This window comes from Flavobacterium sp. UBA7680 (assembly GCF_002482975.1).
In the GTDB taxonomy this organism is placed as follows: Bacteria; Bacteroidota; Bacteroidia; order Flavobacteriales; family Flavobacteriaceae; genus Flavobacterium.
In genome coordinates this window covers 1-23,088 of sequence record NZ_DLHA01000054.1, presented here as the reverse complement: position 1 = coordinate 23,088, position 23,088 = coordinate 1, and the positions used below count along the sequence as shown (strand labels likewise).

At 34.0% G+C, this 23,088-nt stretch carries 13 protein-coding genes; 3 read left to right on the top strand and 10 right to left on the bottom strand.

Translation table 11 applies throughout. From position 1 onward, the window contains the following. Window positions 1-144: 144 nt before the first annotated feature. The 8 genes from B3C18_RS22170 to B3C18_RS22135 all read right to left on the bottom strand — a co-directional run bounded on the left by B3C18_RS22170 (window position 145) and on the right by B3C18_RS22135 (window position 10,805). Window positions 145-2,733: a glycosyl hydrolase 115 family protein gene (locus B3C18_RS22170; protein ID WP_291151973.1), complete on the bottom strand. Its 2,589-nt coding sequence runs from the start codon at window positions 2,731-2,733 to the stop codon at window positions 145-147. Between the two features lie 255 nt (window positions 2,734-2,988). Then, complete coding sequence (gene uxuA, locus B3C18_RS22165; RefSeq protein ID WP_291152321.1) at window positions 2,989-4,152, bottom strand: mannonate dehydratase; 1,164 nt, start codon at window positions 4,150-4,152, stop codon at window positions 2,989-2,991. A gap of 115 nt (window positions 4,153-4,267) precedes the next feature. Next, on the bottom strand, window positions 4,268-5,005 hold the full coding sequence (locus B3C18_RS22160; protein WP_291151970.1) for an SDR family NAD(P)-dependent oxidoreductase: 738 nt from the start codon (window positions 5,003-5,005) through the stop codon (window positions 4,268-4,270). A 185-nt stretch (window positions 5,006-5,190) separates the two neighbouring features. Then, window positions 5,191-7,344, bottom strand: a complete 2,154-nt coding sequence (locus tag B3C18_RS22155) for an alpha-glucuronidase family glycosyl hydrolase (RefSeq protein ID WP_291151967.1) — start codon at window positions 7,342-7,344, stop codon at window positions 5,191-5,193. A 300-nt stretch (window positions 7,345-7,644) separates the two neighbouring features. Beyond that, window positions 7,645-8,187, bottom strand: a complete 543-nt coding sequence (locus tag B3C18_RS22150; RefSeq protein ID WP_291151965.1) for a YbhB/YbcL family Raf kinase inhibitor-like protein — start codon at window positions 8,185-8,187, stop codon at window positions 7,645-7,647. A 67-nt stretch (window positions 8,188-8,254) separates the two neighbouring features. Then, window positions 8,255-9,115 (bottom strand): helix-turn-helix domain-containing protein, encoded by an 861-nt coding sequence (locus tag B3C18_RS22145; protein WP_291151962.1) that lies wholly within the window; start codon window positions 9,113-9,115, stop codon window positions 8,255-8,257. Between the two features lie 90 nt (window positions 9,116-9,205). Continuing rightward, the gene (locus B3C18_RS22140; protein ID WP_291151960.1) at window positions 9,206-10,234 is read right to left on the bottom strand and encodes a LacI family DNA-binding transcriptional regulator; all 1,029 of its coding nucleotides are present in this window, start codon (window positions 10,232-10,234) and stop codon (window positions 9,206-9,208) included. Between the two features lie 133 nt (window positions 10,235-10,367). After that, window positions 10,368-10,805 (bottom strand): PepSY-like domain-containing protein, encoded by a 438-nt coding sequence (locus B3C18_RS22135; protein ID WP_291151958.1) that lies wholly within the window; start codon window positions 10,803-10,805, stop codon window positions 10,368-10,370. Window positions 10,806-11,110: 305 nt separating this feature from the next. On the opposite strand from B3C18_RS22135, the gene B3C18_RS22130 reads away from it, so the two are divergent. Both B3C18_RS22130 and B3C18_RS22125 read left to right on the top strand, forming a co-directional pair. Further along, a complete protein-coding gene (locus tag B3C18_RS22130; protein ID WP_291151955.1) occupies window positions 11,111-13,297 on the top strand; it encodes a tetratricopeptide repeat-containing sensor histidine kinase in 2,187 nt (728 codons plus the stop codon). 16 nt (window positions 13,298-13,313) lie between these two features. Then, complete coding sequence (locus B3C18_RS22125; RefSeq protein ID WP_291151952.1) at window positions 13,314-13,955, top strand: response regulator; 642 nt, start codon at window positions 13,314-13,316, stop codon at window positions 13,953-13,955. Window position 13,956: 1 nt separating this feature from the next. Here B3C18_RS22125 and B3C18_RS22120 read toward each other — a convergent pair whose 3' ends face one another. Then, window positions 13,957-14,874: a PorP/SprF family type IX secretion system membrane protein gene (locus B3C18_RS22120; RefSeq protein WP_291151950.1), complete on the bottom strand. Its 918-nt coding sequence runs from the start codon at window positions 14,872-14,874 to the stop codon at window positions 13,957-13,959. Between the two features lie 3 nt (window positions 14,875-14,877). Beyond that, entirely contained in the window at window positions 14,878-21,495 is a 6,618-nt protein-coding gene (locus B3C18_RS22115) for an HYR domain-containing protein (RefSeq protein WP_291151948.1), read from the bottom strand. Window positions 21,496-21,693: 198 nt separating this feature from the next. Here B3C18_RS22115 and B3C18_RS22110 point away from each other — a divergent pair, with 198 nt between their 5' ends. Beyond that, the gene (locus B3C18_RS22110) at window positions 21,694-22,716 is read left to right on the top strand and encodes a proline-specific peptidase family protein (protein WP_291151945.1); all 1,023 of its coding nucleotides are present in this window, start codon (window positions 21,694-21,696) and stop codon (window positions 22,714-22,716) included. Window positions 22,717-23,088 lie beyond the last annotated feature (372 nt).

The window sequence follows — 23,088 nt, the reverse complement described above, 5'->3', positions numbered from 1 at the left end:
TAAATACGCTCACCGTTTTGTCATTTCGACGTAAGGAGAAATCGCACTCGGGATTCGACAAAGATTGGCGACATTCTGTGCGGAGTTTCTAGTGCGATTCCTCGTTCCTCGGAATGACAAACAGAACGTAGTATTTTAAAAACATCATTCCTTCCTAAAACTCTCAGGCGGCCCTAAATACGATTCCAGAACTTTTCCTTCTTCAGTCTCAATTACAATTTTCTGAAGCACTAAAGCCGGATCGACGGCATAAATTTTCAAAACATGATTTCCTGAATTTTCGATTTGATGCGTCGAGGTTATTATTTTAATATTATTTGCAACACATTCAGCCCAGTTTTTCTCTGAATCATTTGAATTGAAATTGATTATTTGAGGCTTTTCATAATCAAAGGCAATTCCATATTTCAAGCCGTCACGAATTGTAAAATTAATTGTTGGCGAAAAATAAGCGTGAACTTTTACATTTCCTTTGCTGAAAAAATGAACATCATATTCTAATCTTGGAGATTGCTCTGAGATTTGAATAGGTTTTATATTCGAAGGTTTTAAAGTAACGCCAGATTCTGTTCTTCCAAGATTTGGAATTATTGTCCATTTTACTGCATCCGAATTTATGGCTTTTGAATAATTTTTACTTTCTATTGAAATGTAACCGTTGTCCTCAACAAAACCCCGAACATGGTCTAAATTTCTATTTGTAATAATGGATGTTTCAGTCTTTGGAAAATTCTCAGCAGCAATCTTTGCCTGCTCTTTTATTGGAAGCTCGATTGTTTTTGTTTTCGGAATTACATTTTTATCCGGCTGCTGCCAATTATCATAACCAATATGTGTTTGCGACATCATATGATTCCATTTTCCGTTGGCTAATTTGGTATGATAATAATTCGTGAGCTGACTGTCTTTTTCAAACAATTCTTTTACTTTTTCAGCATATAAATTGGCAGAAGCTCTGCCCTGACTTGCGTATAATTGATTTTTAGCCGCAGCAACATACAATTCGTTTAAATTAGAACTTGCCAAAACTGGAAATAAAACCAATTGATAAAAAGCATCTTTATATTCCGACTTCAATTTTTCGTTTATTGAATTGGCTTTTTGAACCAATTTTTGATATTCTGCAACAACTCGATTTGCTTCATTATAATTGATAACGCTGTACGTTTTTGAATCCAATAATTCGGGTTTTCTACGGGAATTGTATTTGGTGTATAATTTTAAAATTTCAGCAATATCAGCTGTGTTTAGATCTCCAAAATTTTCTTTTGCCCAATTCACATAATATTGCTCTAAATTTTCGGCATTAAACTTTTCAGGATTCCACGCCATATCTAAGAAAAATTCTATTGGAAATTCCATTGGTTTAATGTCTCCAACATTTACAATCCAGATTTTATCAACGCCGTATTGATACGCTAAATCCATTTGTTCCCAAACTCGTTCAATTTGGTTTGTGTTAATCCATTTGTAATTTCTTGGTCCGCCTACGTAATCGTAGTGATAGTAAATTCCGTAACCGCCTTTTCTTGGTTTTGAATCGAGTTCAGGTAATTTGCGGATATTTCCCCAATTGTCATCACACAACAAAAGCGTAATATCATCAGGAACCGTCATTCCTTTGTCGTAATAATCCTGAACTTCTTTGTAAAGCGCCCACATTTGAGGTGTTTCTTCAGCTGGTTTTTTCGTAACTTCTGCAATGATATTTCTTTGCGTTTTTACGATATTTTCTAATAAACCAATTGCAGTTCCTTCGGTCATAGGTTCATCGCCGTCGCCGCGCATTCCAACAGTCACAATGGTTTCGTTGTTTCCCATTCTTTTAATTCCGTCTTTCCAAAACTTAATCAAAGCTTCTGAATTGGTATTAAATTCCCATTTTCCGTTTGATTTTCCCCATTCTGCATGCGCTCTTGTTAACGGTTCATGATGCGAAGTTCCCATTACAATTCCGTATTCGTTTGCCAAAACAGCATTCTGCGAATCTTCGACATAAAACATTCTGCCCCACATGGCTGGCCATAAATAATTGCCTTTCATTCGCAGAATCAATTCAAAAACTTTATCGTAGAATTTCGAATTGAATCCTCCAAATTTCTCAAATGCCCAGCCAGATAAAGCCGGAGCTTCGTCGTTTATAAAAATTCCCCTGTATTTTACTTTTGGTTCTCCCTGCGAATGAATTCCGGGTAAAACATGTAATTCTGATTGTTTTTTCACCGGAACATCAGCCCAAAAATACCAGGGCGAAACGCCAATTTGACTGGATAAATCATAGATTCCGTAAATCGTTCCTCTTTTATCTGAACCTGCAATTACCAATGCTTTTTTGATTCCTTTAAACGGATTTTCGACAATTTGTGTGGTGAATTTTTCCCATTTTCCTCGAAGATCGTTTGCATTAATTTTTCCCTTCTTGACTAATTGATCTATAATTTCACTTTTTCCAAGTGTTCCTATAATGACCACAAAATCTTCTGCTTCTGAAATTTTATTGATTCTTTTTGGATGCAAATCCGAAACCTGAAAAATGTCATTTTCTAAATGTCCCACAACTTTTAAAACGCCTGAAAAATCATTCTTGCTGACTAAAATGGAAGCTATTTTTCCTTTTGAAACCAAAGGAAAGTTTTCGGCGGAAGCCTGATTTACTACATATTTATTTGGATTTATGGCATACGATTTTATGCTTAATCCGATGAGGAAAAGCAGTAAAAACTTATATAGCAACTTAAAATTTAAACACATAGAATCATAGTATTTCTTTATCTACAAAGACATTTCATTTACATTAACAAACATAGTTTTACTCAACCGAGACCTGACAGGTTTTAAAAACCTGTCAGGTCTAAATTCGCAATGATTATCCATAATCTTGTCATTTCGACGAAGGAGAAATCTTCGTAAGTAGCTCCGCAATGAAAATCCAATCTTTGTAGAGTTTCTAGTGCGATTCCTCGTCCTCGGAATGACAAACGAAACGTTTTACAAATTCAATTTATAAGCAATTCCCATTTCTAAACCTCGCAATTCGGCTAGACCTTTTAATCTTCCTATCAAAGAATATCCCGGATACGTTTCTTTCGTTTCATCAACCAAATGTAAAAATCCATGATCAGGGCGCATAGGCAGGCTTATTTTTGTTTTATTCATTAACAATAATAATTTTTCTACGATAACTTCCATTTTGACATCACCATTTAAATGTTCTGATTCTCTGAAAATTGTTTCGCTTTCGCGGATGGTATTTCGAAGATGTAAAAAGTGTATTCGATCTCCAAAATTGTCTATAATTTTTTCCAGATTATTTTTCGGGTCGGCGCTTAATGAACCTGTACAATAGCACAATCCGTTTGCTGTTGATGGAACGGCATTGAAAATGGCTTTTAAATCAGCTTCTGACGAAACAATTCTCGGAAGTCCTAAAACCGAAAACGGCGGATCGTCTGGATGAATGGCTAGTTTTGAACCCGTTTCTTCTGCAATCGGAGCGATTTCTGATAAAAAATAAATCAAGTTTTCTCTTAGTTTTTCATTATCGATATTGGCATAATTATCTAATAAAGACAAAATCTGTTCTGCCGTAAAGTTGATTGTACTTCCCGGCAATCCTAATAGAACATTTTTAAACAATAATGCTTTTTCTGGTTCCGAAAGTTTGTTTCCAAACTGCAATGCGTTTTGTTTTTGAATTTCCGTATAATCATTTTCGGCGTTTGGTCTTTTTAAAAGAAAAACATCAAAATAGGTAAACGCATCCTGATTGTACAACAAAGCTTTGCTTCCGTCTTCGTTGATAAAATTATGATTTGTGCGCACCCAATCCAGAATTGGCATGAAATTGTAGGTGATAATTTTGATTCCGCATTCTGCCAGATTTCGCAAACTGATTTTGTAATTTTTGATGTATTGCAGATAATTTCCCGATGCTCTTTTGATTTCTTCATGAACTGGAAGACTTTCTACCACAGTCCATTCCAGTCCGTAATTTCTAATGATTTCCTGTCTTTCTTTTATATCAGCAATTGTCCAGATATCGCCAACCGGAATTTGGTGCAAAGCGGTTACAATTCCTGTTGCTCCAGCTTGTTTAATATCGATCAAACTTACTTTGTCGTTTGGCCCGAACCATCGCATAGTTTGCTGCATTTTTATCATACTGACTATTTTTTGTGCCACGAAGGCTCTAAGTCACAAAGTTTTTCTCTTCAAAGTTTTTTAAAATAGAACTTTGTGATTTAGCGTCTTTGTGGCATTTTCACAATTAAAACCCAATACTGTTTCCGCCATCAACTGGTAAAACGGTTCCTGTTGTATATTTTGATTCACTTAAAGCGAAATAATAAACAGCATCTGCAATGTCTGAAGGTTCTCCTAAAAAGCCCATTGGGGTTCTTCCCAAGACTTTATTTTTTCTTTCCGGATCATTGTCTAAAGCTGTTGACGACATTTTGGTTTTAATAAATCCTGGTGCTATACAGTTTACACGAATACCAAACTGAGCCAATTCAACCGCCATTGCGCGCGTCATGGATTCGATTGCACCTTTACTTGATGAATACGCAATTACTTTTGGAATTCCGTATTGTGATGCCATCGAACTTATGTTGATAATGCTTCCTCCTCCGTTTTCTTTCATGTTTTTTACGACTTCTCTACTCACGGCAAAAACGCTTAAAACATTAGTATGGATTATTGATAGAAAATCTTCATCGGTTACGTCTGGAATCTCTTTTTTCATATTGATTCCGGCGTTGTTTACCAAAATATCAATTGGCCCATTTTTAGCGATGTTTTCAATCATAGCTGGAATTCCTTTCAGGTCGTTTAAATCGAATATTACCGGAATGGCATTCTCGCCAATTTCTTTGCAGGCTTCTTCTGTTTTGTCTTTTGTTCTTCCGATGATGTAGGTTGTGATTCCGTTGTCACATAATTTCTTTGCTGTTGCAAATCCTAAACCTGAGTTTCCTCCGGTTACTATTGCTGTTTTTTTACTCATAATTTTTTTAATATATTTTTGGTACTTGCTGCTTGGGGTTTGGTACGCGGATGACACGGATTCGCTATCGCGAAAACGCTGATTTGCACGGATTTTTTTGTTCTTTTTTATTGGGAAGAACCCGTTTTTTTCCGTGTCTTCGCGATAGCGAATCTGTGTCATCCGCGTTACATTTACTCAATTTATCATCCATTTCCTGGGGCAAATGGGAATTTTAATGATTTAAAATACTCTAAACTTTGTGTTGGTTTTTCAACTCCTGCAGGAAGTTCTTTTCCTGAAAATTGCTGAAAATATAATAAACAGGCATCGCGCCACCATTTTGCTTCTTTCTGTTGAATTTCTAATAGCATTTTTACTTCGTTGAAACGTTCGTTGTCAACATATTTTTCTGTTTGATTCCAAACGTTTTGCATTTCTTTTACTTGATTTACCCCTTCCTGATATTTAAGTGAAAGTCCGTTCCAAAGCGTTTGTCCGTTTTTGAGTTTATAATCCCATGAAACGTGATGGAACCATAATAAATCTTTTTCTGGGCAGGTTTCTAGATTATCAAAAAGTTTCTCTAATTCTGGTGCATATTGCGAAGTGGCATTGGTTCCCGACTTTGATCTGTCGAAACCAATTCCGTTTTTATCTGCTTTATGATAATAAGTCGGATTCCATTCTGGACGTGATAAATTAGAAACCCACGGTCCTGGCCCGTAATGATGTCCCGTATCCATAATATGATGTAAACCCAGCGTTGTCATATAATTAACAACTGCTTCACGCGAATTGATCATCATAGTTGCAACTGGTTTTATAAAATTTTCATCGTTTGAAAATGTGCTTCTTAACCATTCATCGGCAATGGTTTCCGAATCTAAATATGGATTCCATGCCAGTCTTCCGAAACCATACCAATTGGCTTGCGCAAAAGGATGTCCTGTCCAGTTTAAATCGTTCCCGATATTAGCGACGCCGGCAATTCCGGTTAGTTTATTTTGATATAAAGTGCCGTCAATAACTTTGGCAACGGTTGAGCCTTTTCCTTTTTGATAGGTATCTGATTCTAAAACTTCCTGAAATAATTTTGGCAGAAAAACCAAATGGGTACTAAATCCTAAATATTCCTGCGTGATTTGAAATTCCATCATTAAAGGCGTTTTGGGCATTGCTCCAAATAACGGATGAAACGGTTCTCTAGGCTGAAAATCAATCGCGCCGTTTTTTACTTGAACTATTACATTTTCTTTGAATTTTCCGTCGTATGGCTGAAACTCAGCATAAGCCTGTTTCGCGCGATCATTTGCGTCGTGTTCTGAATATACAAAGGCTCTCCACATAATTACGCCTCCAAACGGGGCAACTGCATCGGCAAGCATATTAGCTCCGTCTACGTGATCTCTTCCGTAATTTTGAGGGCCGGGTTGCCCTTCTGAATTAGCTTTTACCAAAAATCCTCCAAAATCTGGAATTCGTTTGTAAATTTCAGTGGCTTTATTTTTCCACCAATTCATCACTTCAGGATCTTTTGGATCGGCAGTTTTTAGATTTCCTATTTCGATTGGTGCTGAAAATCTTGCGGTTAAATAGACTTTTATTCCGTAAGGTCTAAAAACATTCGCTAAAGCTTCAACTTTTTCTAAATATTGTGGAGTCAGTATTAAGGCATTTCCATTAACATTGGTTAAAACTGTTCCGTTAATGCCAATTGACGCATTCGCTCTGGCGTAATCAATATATCTTTGATCAATAAAATCTGGTAATTTCTGCCAGTTCCAAAGTGAAAACCCAGCGTAACCTCGTTCTACGGTTCTATCTAGATTATCCCAGTGATTTAGGATTCTGATATTTGTTTTTGGTGAATCGGTAATTTGTAAGTTTTGGATTGATTTATTGGTCTGCATCAATCTTAAAAAATTAAAAACGCCGTACAGAACTGTAACATCATTTTTTCCTGAAATAATAAGCTGTTTTTTATTTTTAAAGCTTATTGATTTAATGATAAAACCTTCGTTGTTTATTTTGTCGAAATCTTCTTTTAAGATTTTTTGTAAAGCCGGATTTAAAGAATTTTGAGAAGCTATAATCAGATTGTTTTCTCCTTTAATTTCTGATTTTATTTCCGGTTTATTTCCCAACATACCGGCGATTCCGTTTTCTAATTCTTTTACGGAAATCTGAGAAGTTTGTGAATTTCCCAAAGAAACAATTCCCTGAATATTGTTTTTATATTCTGCAGCAATTGTTGAATTTGTTATTCTGTCATATTGAAGCCATAGTTTATAATCCTTTTGAGCAAATGCCGAAAAGGAAATGGAAAGAAACAGGAATACAAATTTTACTGAAGTCATTTACTAATTAGTTTATTCTTAAAAACTTTCATTTTTACACCATCAACGTTTTGCATCTGAATCTTACTATTTGATAAAATTTTAATTTAAAAAATGTATTATTCTAAACAAAACAACAATTGCAATCGGTTGCGTAAAAATATAAGATTGTTGTTTAAGAAAAAAATTTTAGTTCTCTTTTTTTCGAAAAATATATTTCTTTAACAAATAAAAGCAGGATAATTATAAAAACTATCCTGCTTTAGAGGGGTTGAATTTAAGACTCGAAATCTCGAAATTCTGATATTCTAAATTTGATTTTTAGCGTTTGTAATACGCTACAATACTTGCTTTTGCTAAAGTTTGGTTCCAAAGATTAAAACCAACTACGGCTGGATTTGTATTTTCATCAGTTCCCAGTTTATCTGTTTTTAATGCATAAACCGTAATTATATATTGGTGAAATCCGTGACCAACCGGCGGACAAGGTCCTCCAAATCCTTTGATTCCGTAATCTGTAATACTTTGAATCGCACCTTTTGGAACAAGATTTTTAGTTCCGGCATTGGTAACCAATTCATTTACGTTTGCCGGAATATCAACGACTACCCAATGCCAGAATCCGCTTCCTGTTGGTGCGTCTGGATCGTACATCGTGACAGCAAAACTTTTGGTTCCTTCGGGAGCATTTTTCCATGACAATTCTGGGGATTGATTTTCGCCTGAACAGCCAAATCCATTGAATTCCTGAATTTTAGTGGTTTCTCCTCCTAAATCTTTACTGGTTAGGGTAAATGTTTTTTGGGCAAAAATTGTTGTTGTAAAAATTAAAGACAACACCAAAATTAAATTTAGCTTTTTCATTTTATTTCGTTTTAAAATTTTAAGCAAATTTAGGTTTGGCGATGCCAAAGAAACTTTAGGGAAAGGATCAAAAACTGTTGCTAAAAGTCCAGTTTTTCTGATTTTGTTTTGGCGTTACGCCGTATTTTAATTTATAAGCCTGCGTAAAGCTGGATAAATTCTCATAACCAACTTCAAAATAAATCTCTGACGGATTTTTTTGTTCTTGCTGTAATAAATAATGTGCAAATTCCAGTCTTTTATTTTGAAACCATTTTATTGGAGATTCGGCGTAGTGTTTTTCAAATTCTCTTTTGAATGTTGAAATGCTCATGTTGCACAAAAATGCCAGTTCTTTCAATGTTAATTTACTCAAATGGCTGTTTTCAATTATCTGAATAAATTTTTGTGTGGCATTATCGCTGTTTACAGTTAAAGAATATAGAAATTGAACTCCATATTTTCCGGTTAGATAAAGCATGATTTCTTCAAACTTAATTTCTAATAATTTGAATTTAATATCTCCTGACAGTTTAGAAATATCAGCTAAACTGTGTACAAATCGCTGTATAAATTCATCATAATCAAAAGCATAAACAGATTTTGGTTCTATTAATTCGAACTCGTTAAATTCCATTTTCCTAATGAAATTATGAATCATTTCATTAGAGAAAAATAACAGCATGCTTCTGTAATTAGAGTCTTCCGAAACCTTTTTTTCGGTCATTAAACAATTACCTGATCTCATTATTAAAAACTTAGAAGGATCTATAGACAAGGCTGCATTATCAAAAATAGCTTCTTTTGTCCCTTCCATAAGGAAACTAATTATATTCTGATTTAGAATAATCTGTTGTTTCGAAACATCTTTAGAACTTCTATAATCCACAACATGTACAAGCTGCGTTTTTTCTAAATTCATTTCATCGGGAAGTGTAATTGTTTTCATAATTGTATTCTAAAAAAATAAGAATATAAAGTCAATGACTTACTCAATTATAAACGAATTGATAAGTCATAAATTAGAATTGCGTTAATTTTATTTTTGAGAAGATTCTCTTGCCAGTACTTCTGTATTTAAGAAGGTGATTTCTTTTGCATCATCATTTTTAGATGATTTCAAATTTTTGATAATAATTTCTGCTGCTGCTTTTCCCATTTTTTCGGCAGGATGCGTAATTGTAGACAAATTAGGATCTATAATTTGTGAAATTGGGTCGTTATTAAAACCTATTACTTTAAATTCTTCTGGCACTTTTATGCCTCTTTTTTTAGCGGTCTGCACCGCACTTACGGCTAAAATATCTCCGGGAGCAAATAGTCCGTCGGGCATTGGTTTTAAATCAAATAAGGCGTTGCTGGCTTTTACTCCATCTTCGTAGGTTACTGAATTTAAATTGATTATCAATTCTTCTTCTACAGTAATATTATGATCTTTTAAGGCTTCTATATAACCTCTTTTTCTTTCGTTATACAGATTTCCTAATTCTGAACCGGCTGTTAAATGTGCAATTCGGATACAGCCTTGTTCTATAAGGTGTTTTGTGGCTTTGTAACCTGCTGTATAATTGTCGATAACGACTCTAAAAGTATTGTAATCTTTGGGAACCCTGTCGACAAATACTAACGGAATATTATTGTTTGAAAACTGATGGAAATGCGCCGTGTCTCTAGTTTCCATTGCAAGCGAACAAATTACACCGCTTACACGATTACTGTACAGTGATTTAGCCATATTTACTTCTTCTTCGTAAGAGTCATGCGACTGCATAATAATTACGGTATAATCCGATTTTTGGGCTGTGATTTCGATTCCGCTGATTAAGGATGATAGAAATGGCTGTGTAACGGTTGGAATTAAAACGCCAATGGTTTTGGTTTTATTTCCGCGCAAACCCGCTGCTAAAGTATTGGGAACAAAGCCCATTTCTTCGGCGGTTTTTTTCACTTTCTTTATCGTTTTATCACTTATGGTGTGATGGTCTTTTAAAGCGCGTGAAATAGTTGATGTTGCCAGGTTTAATCGTTCGGCAATATCGTAAATCGTTACATGTTTATTCTCTTCCATGAAATAAAAAATAGAAATGTAAATATAAACTATTTTCGCTCAAGATGTTCTTAACTATAAATTGGTGTTAAATAAAAATTCCCGATTAAATCACAGGCTGATTTAATCGGGAATATAAAACAATAAAAGATCTTTATTTGTCTTTTTTATCTTTTAGAATTTTACCGTCTTTGGTAAATTCCAAATCAATTTTGTTTGTTAAATCAACATCCAAATCTTTGTGTCCATAGTCGATGTGCGTTATTTTTTCGTTTGGATGATTTTTGGCCACATAAGCTTTGATGTTATCCGGAATAAAATCGGTTGGAATTGGTTTGCCTTCTCCATCTACTTCACGATACGATCCGTCTTTCCAGAATTCTACTTCTGTTCCGTCTTTCAATATTACTTCAAAACCTTTTTCTCCGTGTTCTGCATCTTTTTTGGCGGTTACTACTGTGGTATGGCTAAAATGTTTCTTTAAAAATTCCTGCGCTGGTTTTGGCAGTTCTGTAACTTCTATTTTCTTTTGTGCGCTGGCCGAGATTGTTAGGATTAACAATGCTATGGCTAAAAATATTCTATTTTTCATAATTCGTTTATTTAAGTATAGTATTACTAATTTACTGCAAGAAAATTTGGCTTCAAATCTATTTAAGAAACTTTTAGTTTTTTTATTATTTGTTAATCGATTGGTTTACAATTATTTTCGGGTTTGTTTTTCTAAAAAGATTATATCACAACTTTGGTTAAAAAAACTATTTTAAGAAACTGGTATTTAATTGTTTTGTGCTATTTTTACCTGTCTGTCTAAAATGGAACAGATTTTATAAACCCCAAGTTTACAAGACTTTAAAAATTACTCTAATTCTGGTTTAGGGTACAAACCAAAAACGTATGGCAATCTGGTCCGGAAGGCTTTATTTATTGATTTTTCTCTTTTTATCTTTTAATCTGCTGGCTCAGATTGAGAATAAAAAGAAGTCTTTCGTTTCCAAAAGTCCTTCAGAAATAAAAGAGGATAAAATCATTAAATCGCTTTATGCTTTATATAATAATGGCGATGAAAAAAAAGCCTACAACAAAGCCCATTCTATATTAAAATCTGGATATGGCAACCGTTCTACTGCTTGTGCTGATTTACTTTTAGGTTATTACTTCAATAAAAGGGCGATTATAGATTCTTCAATTTATTATACCAATCAGGCTTTAAAATTTAATACGGTTGTAAATGATTCTTTAAAAAACAGGCTTTTTTCTTTGGGATATAATCTGCTTGCTATTAATTATAAAACGAGAGGTTTACTGAATGAAAGTAAAAAATGGCATTTAAAGGGTATTGAGGCTTCTCAAAAGTATAATGAAAAGAATCTTTATTATACACATTTGCATGGTTTAGCATTGACTTACAGTGAATTGGGCGATTATAAAAATGCGATTGCATTATTTAAACAATGTCTTGAATATAAGGAAGATGAAGAAATAATTCTGGGAAGTTATATTAATCTTGGAGATATTTATTCTGAAATGAAGGATTATGAAAATGGGAATTATTTCTATAAAAAAGGAAAGGCGATTTGCGATAAAACAAATAACAATCAGGCAGAAGCAGTCATTTTGATTGGGCTTGGTGCTAATTATCAATTACAGAAAAAAAATAATGAGGCTTTAAAAGTGTATCAGGAAGCGGTTGTTATTGCTGATAAAAATGAACTAAATCAATTGGCTGTTGCTGCGAGAAGCAGTATTGGGGACACTTATATTGCATTGAAAAAATACAATGAGGCTAAATTGATATTTTCTGAGGCGCTTCAAAAATCGGTTCATTTTGGGCTGCTTCAAAATCAAAGTTATATTTATGATGAATTGCGAAAAATTGCGATTCAACAGGAAGATTATAAAAGTGCTTATTCTTTTTTTGAAAAATCTACTCACATTAAGGATTCTATTAATAAACTTCAGAAAATAAAGGAAATTAATGAGTTAGAAATCAAATACAAAACGGCTCAAAAACAAAAGGAAATTGAGGTTTTGAAATTTGAAAATGAGACTAAAAAACTATCACTGGCAAATCAGGAAGAGGCAATAAAAAATATGCTGCTTCAGGAGGAGATTTCTAATAAAAATAATGAGAATACGATTTTGTCTTTTCAGAATTCATCGAATAAAAAACGAAACGAAATTTCGCTTTTAAAGAAGGATCAGCAATTGAAAGCTTTGGAAATCAATCAGCAGAAAAAAACAAGATTGTTTACCATAATTGCTTTTCTGGTCTTATTACTGCCTATTATTGGGCTTTTGTTTCAATATTATAAACGTTTTAAAGTTCAGCATTTATTGAATATTAAGCAGGCCGAAATAAGTTCTCAAAAAATTGACGGAATATTGAAAGATCAGGAATTAGAGTTGATTAAGGCTTCGATAAGCGGTCAGGATAAGGAAAGGCAGCGTATTTCGCAGGAATTACATGATAGTATTGGCGGGAATCTGGCGGCGATAAAACTTCAGGTGAATCATTTAGATGTTTCTAATTTTTCGAATGTTCAGAAAATCAGTCTGCAGCTGGATGAAACGTATCAGCAGGTTCGAAGTTTGTCGCATACTTTGCTTCCGAAGAAATTCAGTCAAAATAAATTTTTAGAGGTTTTAGAATCTTATTTCAAAAATATTGGCGAGGCAAGTAAGATTAAAATTTCGTTTATTCCGTATCCTAAAAAAGAGATTAACGAATTAGATGAAGATATTCAAATAGAAACTTTTAAGATTATTCAGGAACTTTTAACGAATACGATTAAACATGCTAAGGCTTCTGAAGTGGAAATTCAGCTGAATTATTTTGAGAATATTCTAAATCTTTTATTTGAGGATAATGGTGTTGGTTTTGATACGAATAAGAGTTCTAAGGGAATTGGTTTTATTAATTTAGAAACGCGAATTGATACCTTAAAGGGTTCGTTTGTAATTGATTCTAAATTAAAAAGAGGGACGATTGTTAATATTGAAATTCCGGTTTTAGAACCAAGATCAAAAAATAAAATTAAGGGTATTGATTTTAAAAATCAGCTTGACGAATTAAAAAAGTAACTAATATATTGGTTTGATGAATAAAATAAATTTACTTATTGCCGATGATCATACGATGTTCCTTCAGGGAATTATGTCTTTATTAGAACAGGAACCGAATATTTGCGTTGTTGATACAGCAATAAACGGGATTGAAGCATTGGAAATAATTAAAAAGGATAATGTTGATTTTATTATTCTGGATGTTAGTATGCCGGAAATGGATGGTATTGAATTGAGTAAGATTTTGAAAAAGGAACATCCAGATGTAAAGATCCTGATTGTAAGTACGCACAGCAACGTGATGATGATTTCTAGATTAATTAGGATTGGGGTAAATGGTTATTTACTGAAGAATGCTGAGAAGTCTGAACTTTTGAAAGCGATTAATACGATTGCTTCGGGAGAGAATTATTTTGCTGAAGAACTGGAAGAAAAACATCTTTCGAATAGTTCAAAAATTGAAAAACAGGTTTCGAATTTAACGGAACTGAGTTCGCGAGAAAAGGAGATTTTAGTTTTGATTGCGCATGAATATAATACGGCTGAAATTGCCGAAAAAACGTTTATCAGCTTGAATACGGTTAATACGCACCGCCGTAATTTATTATCAAAACTGAATGCTAAAAATACGGCGGGATTGGTAAAATATGCGGTTGAAAATGGTTTGGTTGATTAATTTATTCGAATCCTTTTCCTAATCGAACATTTAAAACGAGTCCGAAAGTATCTGGGATTACGACATTATCAAAGGATTTATTGTAGGTACAGATGACTCTGAGATTATCTGAAAGATGAAATCCTGCGAGAAGATTTAAGGTATTTGAAGTTCGATAACCGCCTCCAAACTCGAGTTTGTTTTTATAGTTTACCAAAAGATTAAAATCGGCCTGAAAAGGTGCGCCTTCAACATATTTTAGCAAAATACTTGGGTTTATGAGTACTTCTTCAAAACGGTTTGTAAAGAATTTATACCCCAAATAACTGTAATACACATTTTTTAAATTGGTATTGTTTTTTGAATTGAATGCTTCGTTTAACAAGTTTGGCGCTGATAATCCGAAATAAATTTTATCTCGATTGTATAAAAACCCAACTCCTAAAGTGGGTGCAAAACTGTGAACGTCTTCCTGAAATTCGGGATCGTATTCTAAACCTAATTCTGATAAGTTTTCATCGTAAATCATGGCTCCGGCCGTAACTCCAAACGAAATTACATTGGGATCGTATGCCCACCATTTTCCGTATTTATAATCAGAATCATAATAGATTTTATAGGAGTACGATGTGAAGAAATTGGTTGTATTAGTTACTCCAATTTGATCGTGGGATATTCCGGCTGCTAATCCTATTTTTTCTGACCAGGTTAATTTATTTACAGAAAAATCAATGCTTTTTGGGCTTCCTTCGACAGAGTTAAAATATCCGTTTGTGGTCATTGCAATATCAATATCGGAATAATATCCGGCGTGAGCGGGATTTATCAAAACGGCATTGTAATTATAGCTTGAAAAAACTGGTGTTTGCTGTCCGTAAGCTCGATCTAAAAAAATGATTATGATGAATAAAGCCAGAACTATATTTATTTTACTTTTCATGAATTAACGTTTTAAAACAAGATATCCCTTGAGTTTTTTAAAGTGATGAGGCTGGTTGACGCGGATTTCGAAGAAATAAGTTCCTTCCGGCAATTGGTTCGCACCGAGACTTCGGCTTTTGTTTGCTATTCCGCTAAATACATTGGTTGCGTTATTGTAGTTTTCGGTTTGAAAAACTAAGTCGCCCCAACGATTGTAAATTAAAACCTCATTGTTTGGGTAGTTTGTAATGTCGTCGATTTCCCAAAAATCGTTTATACCGTCACCATTTGGAGAAAAACCGTATTTTGTTTCGTCTTTTTCTAACGGAAGGACTGTTACTGTAACAGAGTCTTCGGCTTCGCAGCCATGCTGATTTTTAAAAACTACTTTATAGGTTGTTGTTTCTTTTGGCATTGCAATTGGATTCCCTACTTTATCACTGCTTAATCCTGTTGATGGTGTCCATAAATAGGTTCCGTTTTCCAGAGCCAAGGCATAAAGTTTTACAAACTGTCCTTCAGTAATTTCAACATCTTCTCCGGCATCAACTAAAACTGGATATGTGAATAATTGGAAAGAACATTCTTTCTCATTGTTACTTTTGTCTGAAACTTTAATGGTAATGGTCATTCCATCAGAATATGTACTTCCGGCGGCTGGCGTTTGCGTAACTAACGGATTTGGATCTGTATTGTCTGTTGCAGCAATCATTTTGGTAAAATCCGGAACTACTGATATACCACAATCAAACATTTGGTCTGGAAGACAGGTAAAAGTTGGCGCTTCTGTATCCTGAATGACATGAATTATAAATGAGCATGATGTGTTATTTCCGCTAATATCTGCTGTTGACATTGTTACGTTCATTCCATCGGTAACGTTTGTTCCAAAATTTGGCGTTTGTGTAATTGTTAAATTAGTATCGCAATTATCTGTTGCTATAATTATCGAACGATAATCTGGAAGTGTTGCTCCAGAAGCTAAATTTTGATCTGCAATACAAGTAATTACTGGTTTTGTAATATCTGCAGAAAGATTTATTTTAAAACTGCAATAGGATTCGTTATTAGATGCATCTTTTGCAGTGAATGTAATTGTCATTCCGTCTGTAAAAACACTTCCGGCAGCTGGATTTTGGGTAATTATTGGCGAAGAATCACAGTTATCAGTCGCTGTAACTAAAGGTGTATAATCTGGAACTATACTACCACATGACAATGTTTGATCTCCGATACAAGTAATTACTGGCTTTGTCACATCTGCGGAAGCGTTAATTTTAAAACTACAATATGATTCATTATTTGATGCGTCTTTTGCTGTGATTGTGATTGTCATTCCGTCTGTAAAAACACTTCCCGCAATTGGATTTTGCGTAAGTACGGGTGAAGCGTCACAATTATCTGTTACTGAAACTAATGTCGTATAATTTGGAATTGTAGCACCACATGATAATGTTTGATCTCCAATGCAAGTTATTACAGGCTTCGTGACATCTGCGGAAGCGTTAACTTTAAAGCTGCAATAAGATTCGTTATTTGAAATATCTTTTGCCGTAATTGTTATTGTCATTCCATCTGTGAAAACACTTCCCGCAATTGGATTTTGTGTAAGTACTGGCGAAGCATCACAATTATCTGTTGCTGAGACTAATGCTGTATAATTTGGAATTGTAGCACCGCATGATAATGTTTGATCTCCAATGCAAGTTATTACTGGCTTTGTAACATCTGCGGAAGCATTAACTTTAAAACTGCAATATGATTCATTAGTTGAGGCGTCTTTTGCTGTAATTGTGATTGTCATTCCATCTGTGAAAACACTTCCTGCAATTGGATTTTGTGTAAGTACTAGCGAAATATCACAATTATCTGTAACCGAAACTAATGTTGTGTAATCTGGAATTGTACTGCCGCATGATAGGGCTTGATCTCCAATGCAGGTTATAACTGGTTTTATCAAATCTGCGGAAGCGTTAACTTTAAAACTACAATAGGATTCATTGGTTGAAGCGTCTTTAGCTGTGATTGTGATTGTCATTCCGTCTGTAAAGGCACTTCCTGCAATTGGATTTTGTGTGATTACTGGCGAAGCATCGCAATTATCTGTTACTGAAACTAATGTTGTATAATCTGGAATTGTACTTCCACATGATAAGGTTTGATCTCCTATACAAGTTATTACAGGTTTTGTATTATCCGCGGAAGCGTTAATTTTAAAACTGCAATAGGATTCGTTGTTTGAAATATCTTTTGCAGTAATTGTGATTGTCATTCCGTCTGTGAAAACACTTCCGGCAACTGGATTTTGTGTAAGTACTGGCGAAGGATCGCAATTATCTGTTACTGAAACTAATGTGGTATAATCTGGAATTGTACTGCCGCATGAAAGTGTTTGATCTCCAATACAAGTGATTAATGGCTTCGTAATATCTGCGGAAGCGTTGACTTTAAAATTGCAATAGGATTCGTTATTTGAAACATCTTTTACCGTTATTGTGATGTTCATTCCGTCTGTAAAAACACTTCCCACAGATGGGTTTTGTGTGTAAGTGATTGTTCCTGCACAATTATCTGTAGCCGAAACCAAGCTTCTGTAATCTGGAAGAACATTACCACATGCCAGAATCTGATCTCCTGCACAAGTTATAATACTTGGCGGCGTCAAATCTGGTGTTGCAGCATGTATAACAAAATTACATTCATCTGAATTTCCTGATTCATCAGTATATTTTATTTTGATAGGGATTCCATCATAGAAAGGTGTTCCCGGTGCGGGTGTGATTTCGTAATGTACATTTTCACTGCAATTATCCGCCAAATTCATCATTGGATCAATGGCATAATTCGGAATTAAATCACCACAGTTTAAGGTTACATTAGTCGGGCAGTCAAATGTTGGAGGAAGTGTATCCGGACCTGAAGCATTGATCGTTATACTGCATGAAGTTTCATGTCCTGCATCGTCTTTTGCTGTAAAGTTAATCTGCATTCCATCAAAAAATGTCGAGCCGGCACCTGGAAATTGTGTTACTTCAATATCTGTATCTGTATCATCTGTAACTATTAACAATGATAAATAATTAGGAACTAAAGATCCGCATGCTAATAATTGATCTCCCGGACATGTTAAATTAGGTGCCTGAGTGTCCCCTGCGCTTGAGATAGAAAAACCACAAGTTTGAAAATTAGTACTGGCATCTGTTGCTTTTAAAGTTACGCTTTGGGTTCCTCCTGTATAAATCGTTCCGGGAAGTGGAGTTTGTGTAATAACTGGATTGTCATCACAATTGTCTGTTACAGTAATACTGGTTTTGTAATCTGGAATTGGATCTCCAATTGCTAAAGTCTGACTTGTTGGGCAGTTTGTAAATACTGGTTCTTCTGTATCTTGTATTGTTGGTTTCCCATATATAACGTAAGCGTTCCCAGGATCAATATTTATTTTAAAGGGATCTGAATAATATGAACTTACACCTATAATTATGTCATCGTAACCATCATGATTTATATCGCCTGCGAAACTTAATGCACTATTGTAAAAGTAGCCTAAGTTAATTTTCATTCCATCTTTAGGTGTAATAGTTAGAAGATCTACTGGATTTGCCCAGGTAGTTTTTCCATACAAAATATAAGCAGATACACTTGAATCAAAGAAAATATAATCGTCAATTCCATCATTATTAAAATCACCTATGCTTCCAAATTTATCTGTACCAGAACTATTTGTTAATTTAAAACCATTAGTTCCGTTTAGATCATTTAAATCTATTGCAGCCGGGAGACTTGAAGATCCAAAAAGAATATAATTTTTGCTAAAAGCAATATCATTAAAACCATCATGATTCAAATCTCCTACTTTGCTTACCTCTCCATATTTTAATGATTGAGTTGAATGAGTTACTATAATACCATTACTGCCATTTATATCTTCGACATTAAATGAAGCGGGGAAACCTGAACGTCCGTAAACTACATATTTTTTAATTCCATCGTAACTTGAAAAAGCAATATCTGAAATTCCATCACCATTTATATCTCCTAAACCTGCTACAGATCTTCCTACTTTATCTGATGCCGGGTTACTTGTAATGACAAAACCATTTGTTCCATTTATATCTGTTCCTAAAATTTGAGATGGAAAACTTCCATTTTTACCATATAGAATGTAGATTTTTTCGAAATTTCCTGTTCCTGCAATAGCTATATCATCAAAGCCATCGTTATTAAAATCTCCAATGTTATCAATACTGAATCCTGAGGCTTCATAATAATTTGTTCCAAGAAATTTAAAACCGTTGCTTCCGTCTAAATCTGACAATAAAAATTCAGGAGAAAAACCTCCTGTTTTTCCAAAGACAACATAAACAGCTCCTGTAACCGAACTGCTACCTGTTTTTGTTGGTGCTCCAATCATAATATCATCGATTCCATCACCATTTAAATCTCCAGCGCTGCTTACAGAATGACCTGTTTGCTCATCTGTTGTCAAGTCAATATTATCCCGAATTTTAAATCCGTTATTTCCATCTAAATATCTTAAATCAATAACTGGCGGGAATCCTGAAGTTTTACCAAAAATTACATAGGCACGTCCCTTTATAATATCTGTTGTATTTTTATAAGTACCTGAAAAATTGTAGGTATCTCCTCTTGAGCTTAAAATAAAATCTGTTAATCCATCTCCGTTGACATCCCCTGCGTTATCAACACTAAACCCTGTTCTTGCGGCTCCAGCTTCTCCATAAATTATAAACCCATTAGAGCCGTCTAATTCATTTAATTCGTAATTAAAAGTTTTACAAGTTGGAGGTGTAACTGGGCTTTTTAATTTTACCAAAAAAGTACATGAGCTACTATTTCCTGATAGATCAGTAACTGTAATAGTAATGTTTGTATCTCCGGTAAACAATGTTCCCTGAGGTGGATTTTGGGTAACTATTAAATCAGAATTGTTAGCATATGTACAATTATCAATTAATTTCGGCAATAAGGAAACGTAATTTGGTAATGTTGAATTGACATAAAGTTCTTGATCTACCGGACATTCAATAGTTGGATTGACTGCATCTATTCGATCTAGTGTTTCTCCATAAAAAATATAAGCATTGCCTTTATCACTATAAAAAGTATTACTTCTGGTTGAACTAATGATAAAATCATTTTTTCCATCATTATTAAAATCTCCGATACCTGCAACGTCAATTCCAAATGTATTCTGTGCATAACCAACATAATCGTCAAAAACTTGATATCCAATATTATTTAAAATAGTGTTTTCTTTTACAATTCCTGTTGCGGTATTTCCCCCAAACACAAGATAAACAGCTCCATTATTACTAATTCCTTTTCTAGAAGATATAGCAATATCAGCCTTAGAATCCTGATTAATATCTCTCACACCATCAACATGAGATCCGAATTGCCCGTATAATTTTGTTCCTTGAAAAACTATACCTGTACTTGGAGTAATACTTTCAATTGTAAAAGCGGCGGAAAATGTATTGCTGCCAAAAACTACATACGCTTCACCAGTACTATTTTTTCCATCAACTGTTTTCCCGGGAATTCCAATTACAATATCATCAATACCGTCACTGTTAAAATCACCTGCAGATGCAACAGATTTTCCCATGAAATTATATTGCCCTGAGTTGGTAATGGAAAAACCATCTGAACCAGATAATGTTTCTAATTCTAATAATGGCGGAAAAACTAAATTTTTACCAAAAACAGCATTAACTCTTCCCGAGTTAGAATCTATCCCATTATTACAATTAGGACATCCTAAAACCAAGTCATCAATTCCATCATTATTGATATCTCCGGCATTCTTCCCTACAACATCAAGAACAGAAAAAGGTCCGGTATATCCTTTAATCGTAAAACCATTTACCCCCGACAATGATGAAGTATTTAAACTAGCAATAGAAGATTCTCCAAAAACAACATAATAATATGCCCTGCCATTCATATTACCAGTAATAATTATGTCATCATTGCTATCTTTATTAACATCTCCTGCATAACTTACATCTCTTACGCTTGTAATTGTACCTGCATCCAGAGTTATAAATAACCCTTTAGTGTTATCAATATCAGTTCGATTATATAAACCGATAAAGGGTGTGTTTTTACCGTAAAAAACAAAAGCAGTTCCATTGCCAGAAACGTTAAAGTTATCTCCAACAATAATATCATCAATTCCATCCTGATTCAAATCTCCTGCGGTACTCAATGCAAAACCAAGTTTTTCATCTGCAACAACGCCACGAATTACAAAACCATTCGTTCCGTCTAAAGTAGATACATCAAAAGTGTCGAATGAAAAGCCAGAACCACCAAAAATCACATAAATCTCACCTACATTATTTATTCCTCCAAAATCAGCTCCGGGAGCTCCAATCATGATATCTGGAATTCCATCCCCATTAATATCTCCAGCAGATTTAGTTGTAAAACCTAAATCATCCTGAGCTGCTTTTCCTGAAATTGTAAACCCATTTGCACCATCTAAAATTGATTTTGGCACTTGCGGGCATCCATTTTGTCCATAAGAAAACAAAATACCGGTAAACAAAAAAAGAATTAGATATACTTGAAAATACTTGTGTTTTTTGAAAATAGTAATGTTATTTTTCATTCTTCAGCTATATGTTTTTTATCACTTTAACAAGACGCAAAACTATAACGGGGCTTAATTCTACACATCACTATAAATAATGATTTTTACAATAGAGAAAAGAGAGGTATAATAAAGGTAAAATACCACACGCTTTTTTTATTAATTCATCTTAAAGAATAATTTGTACATTAGTATAAACCATTAAATTTTAAATATATGCGATATTATATTTGCTTATCCTTATCGATCTTACTTTTTCTAACATCTTGTAAAAATGAAACTAAATCGGATGTACTTTCTAATTATTTTACTTATGATCAAAGTAATGTAGAATCAGCTGGTGTAAAAATGATTCCTATAAAAACTCCTGTAGGTGAATTCAAAGTTTGGACAAAACGTTTTGGAAGTAATCCAAAAATAAAAATTCTATTATTACATGGAGGCCCTGCAATGACACACGAATACATGGAATGTTTTGAAACATTTTTTCAACGTGAAGGTTTTGAATTTTATGAATATGATCAATTGGGATCTTATTATAGCGATAAGCCAAAAGACAGCAGTTTATGGACAACTGATAGATTTGTAGATGAGGTAGAGCAAGTTAGAAAAGCGATAAATGCAGATAAAGATAATTTCTATGTACTAGGAAATTCTTGGGGAGGAATCCTTGCTATGGAATATGCTTTAAAATATCAGCAAAATATGAAAGGGTTATTAGTTTCAAATATGATGGCAAGTGCTCCAGAATATGGAAAATATGCTGATGAAGTTTTAGCAAAGCAAATGAAACCTGAAATTTTAGCAGAAATAAGAGCTTTAGAAGCCAAAAAAGATTTCAGTAATCCGCGATACATGGAGTTATTAGTTCCTAATTTTTACAAAGAACACTTATGCCGATTAAAAGAATGGCCAGACGGACTAAATCGTGCCAGCAAACATGTAAATGGAGAAATTTATACCTTAATGCAAGGTCCTAGTGAATTTGGTATTAGCGGAAGATTAGCAAAATGGAATATCAAAAATCGTTTACATGAAATTACAATTCCAACACTGATGATTGGTGCCAAATATGACACAATGGATCCAAAAGCAATGGAAGAACAAAGTAAATTAGTCAAAAAAGGACGTTATTTATATTGCCCAAACGGAAGTCATTTAGCTATGTGGGACGATCAAAAAGTCTTTATGAATGGCGTAATTCAATTTATTAATGACGTTGACAATAAAAAAATCTAGTAAAACAAAAATACCAACACACTGATTTACAGAGTTGTAAGAATAAATTAAATAATTATAAAATTTCTCTTGGAGTCGGCTGTCCGATCAATCTTTGTTTTAAAATAAGAAAGTATATCTTTCTAGAGCATTAGCACACAATACCATTTCGAATTCTCTGATCTTAACTGTAAAAATATTGCCTGCGGTTTTAACCGCAGGGTTTCCCTGCATGATCGTGATATATACATTATGATTAGAATTCAGGAAGTATTTAAAGATTTCCTGAAGAAGATTTTGGAATTAAAACTCAAAAAATCAATACAAAACAAAAAACCCTATCCGATTTGGATAGGGTTTTTCAAAAGAAAGGCGACGACATACTCTCCCACA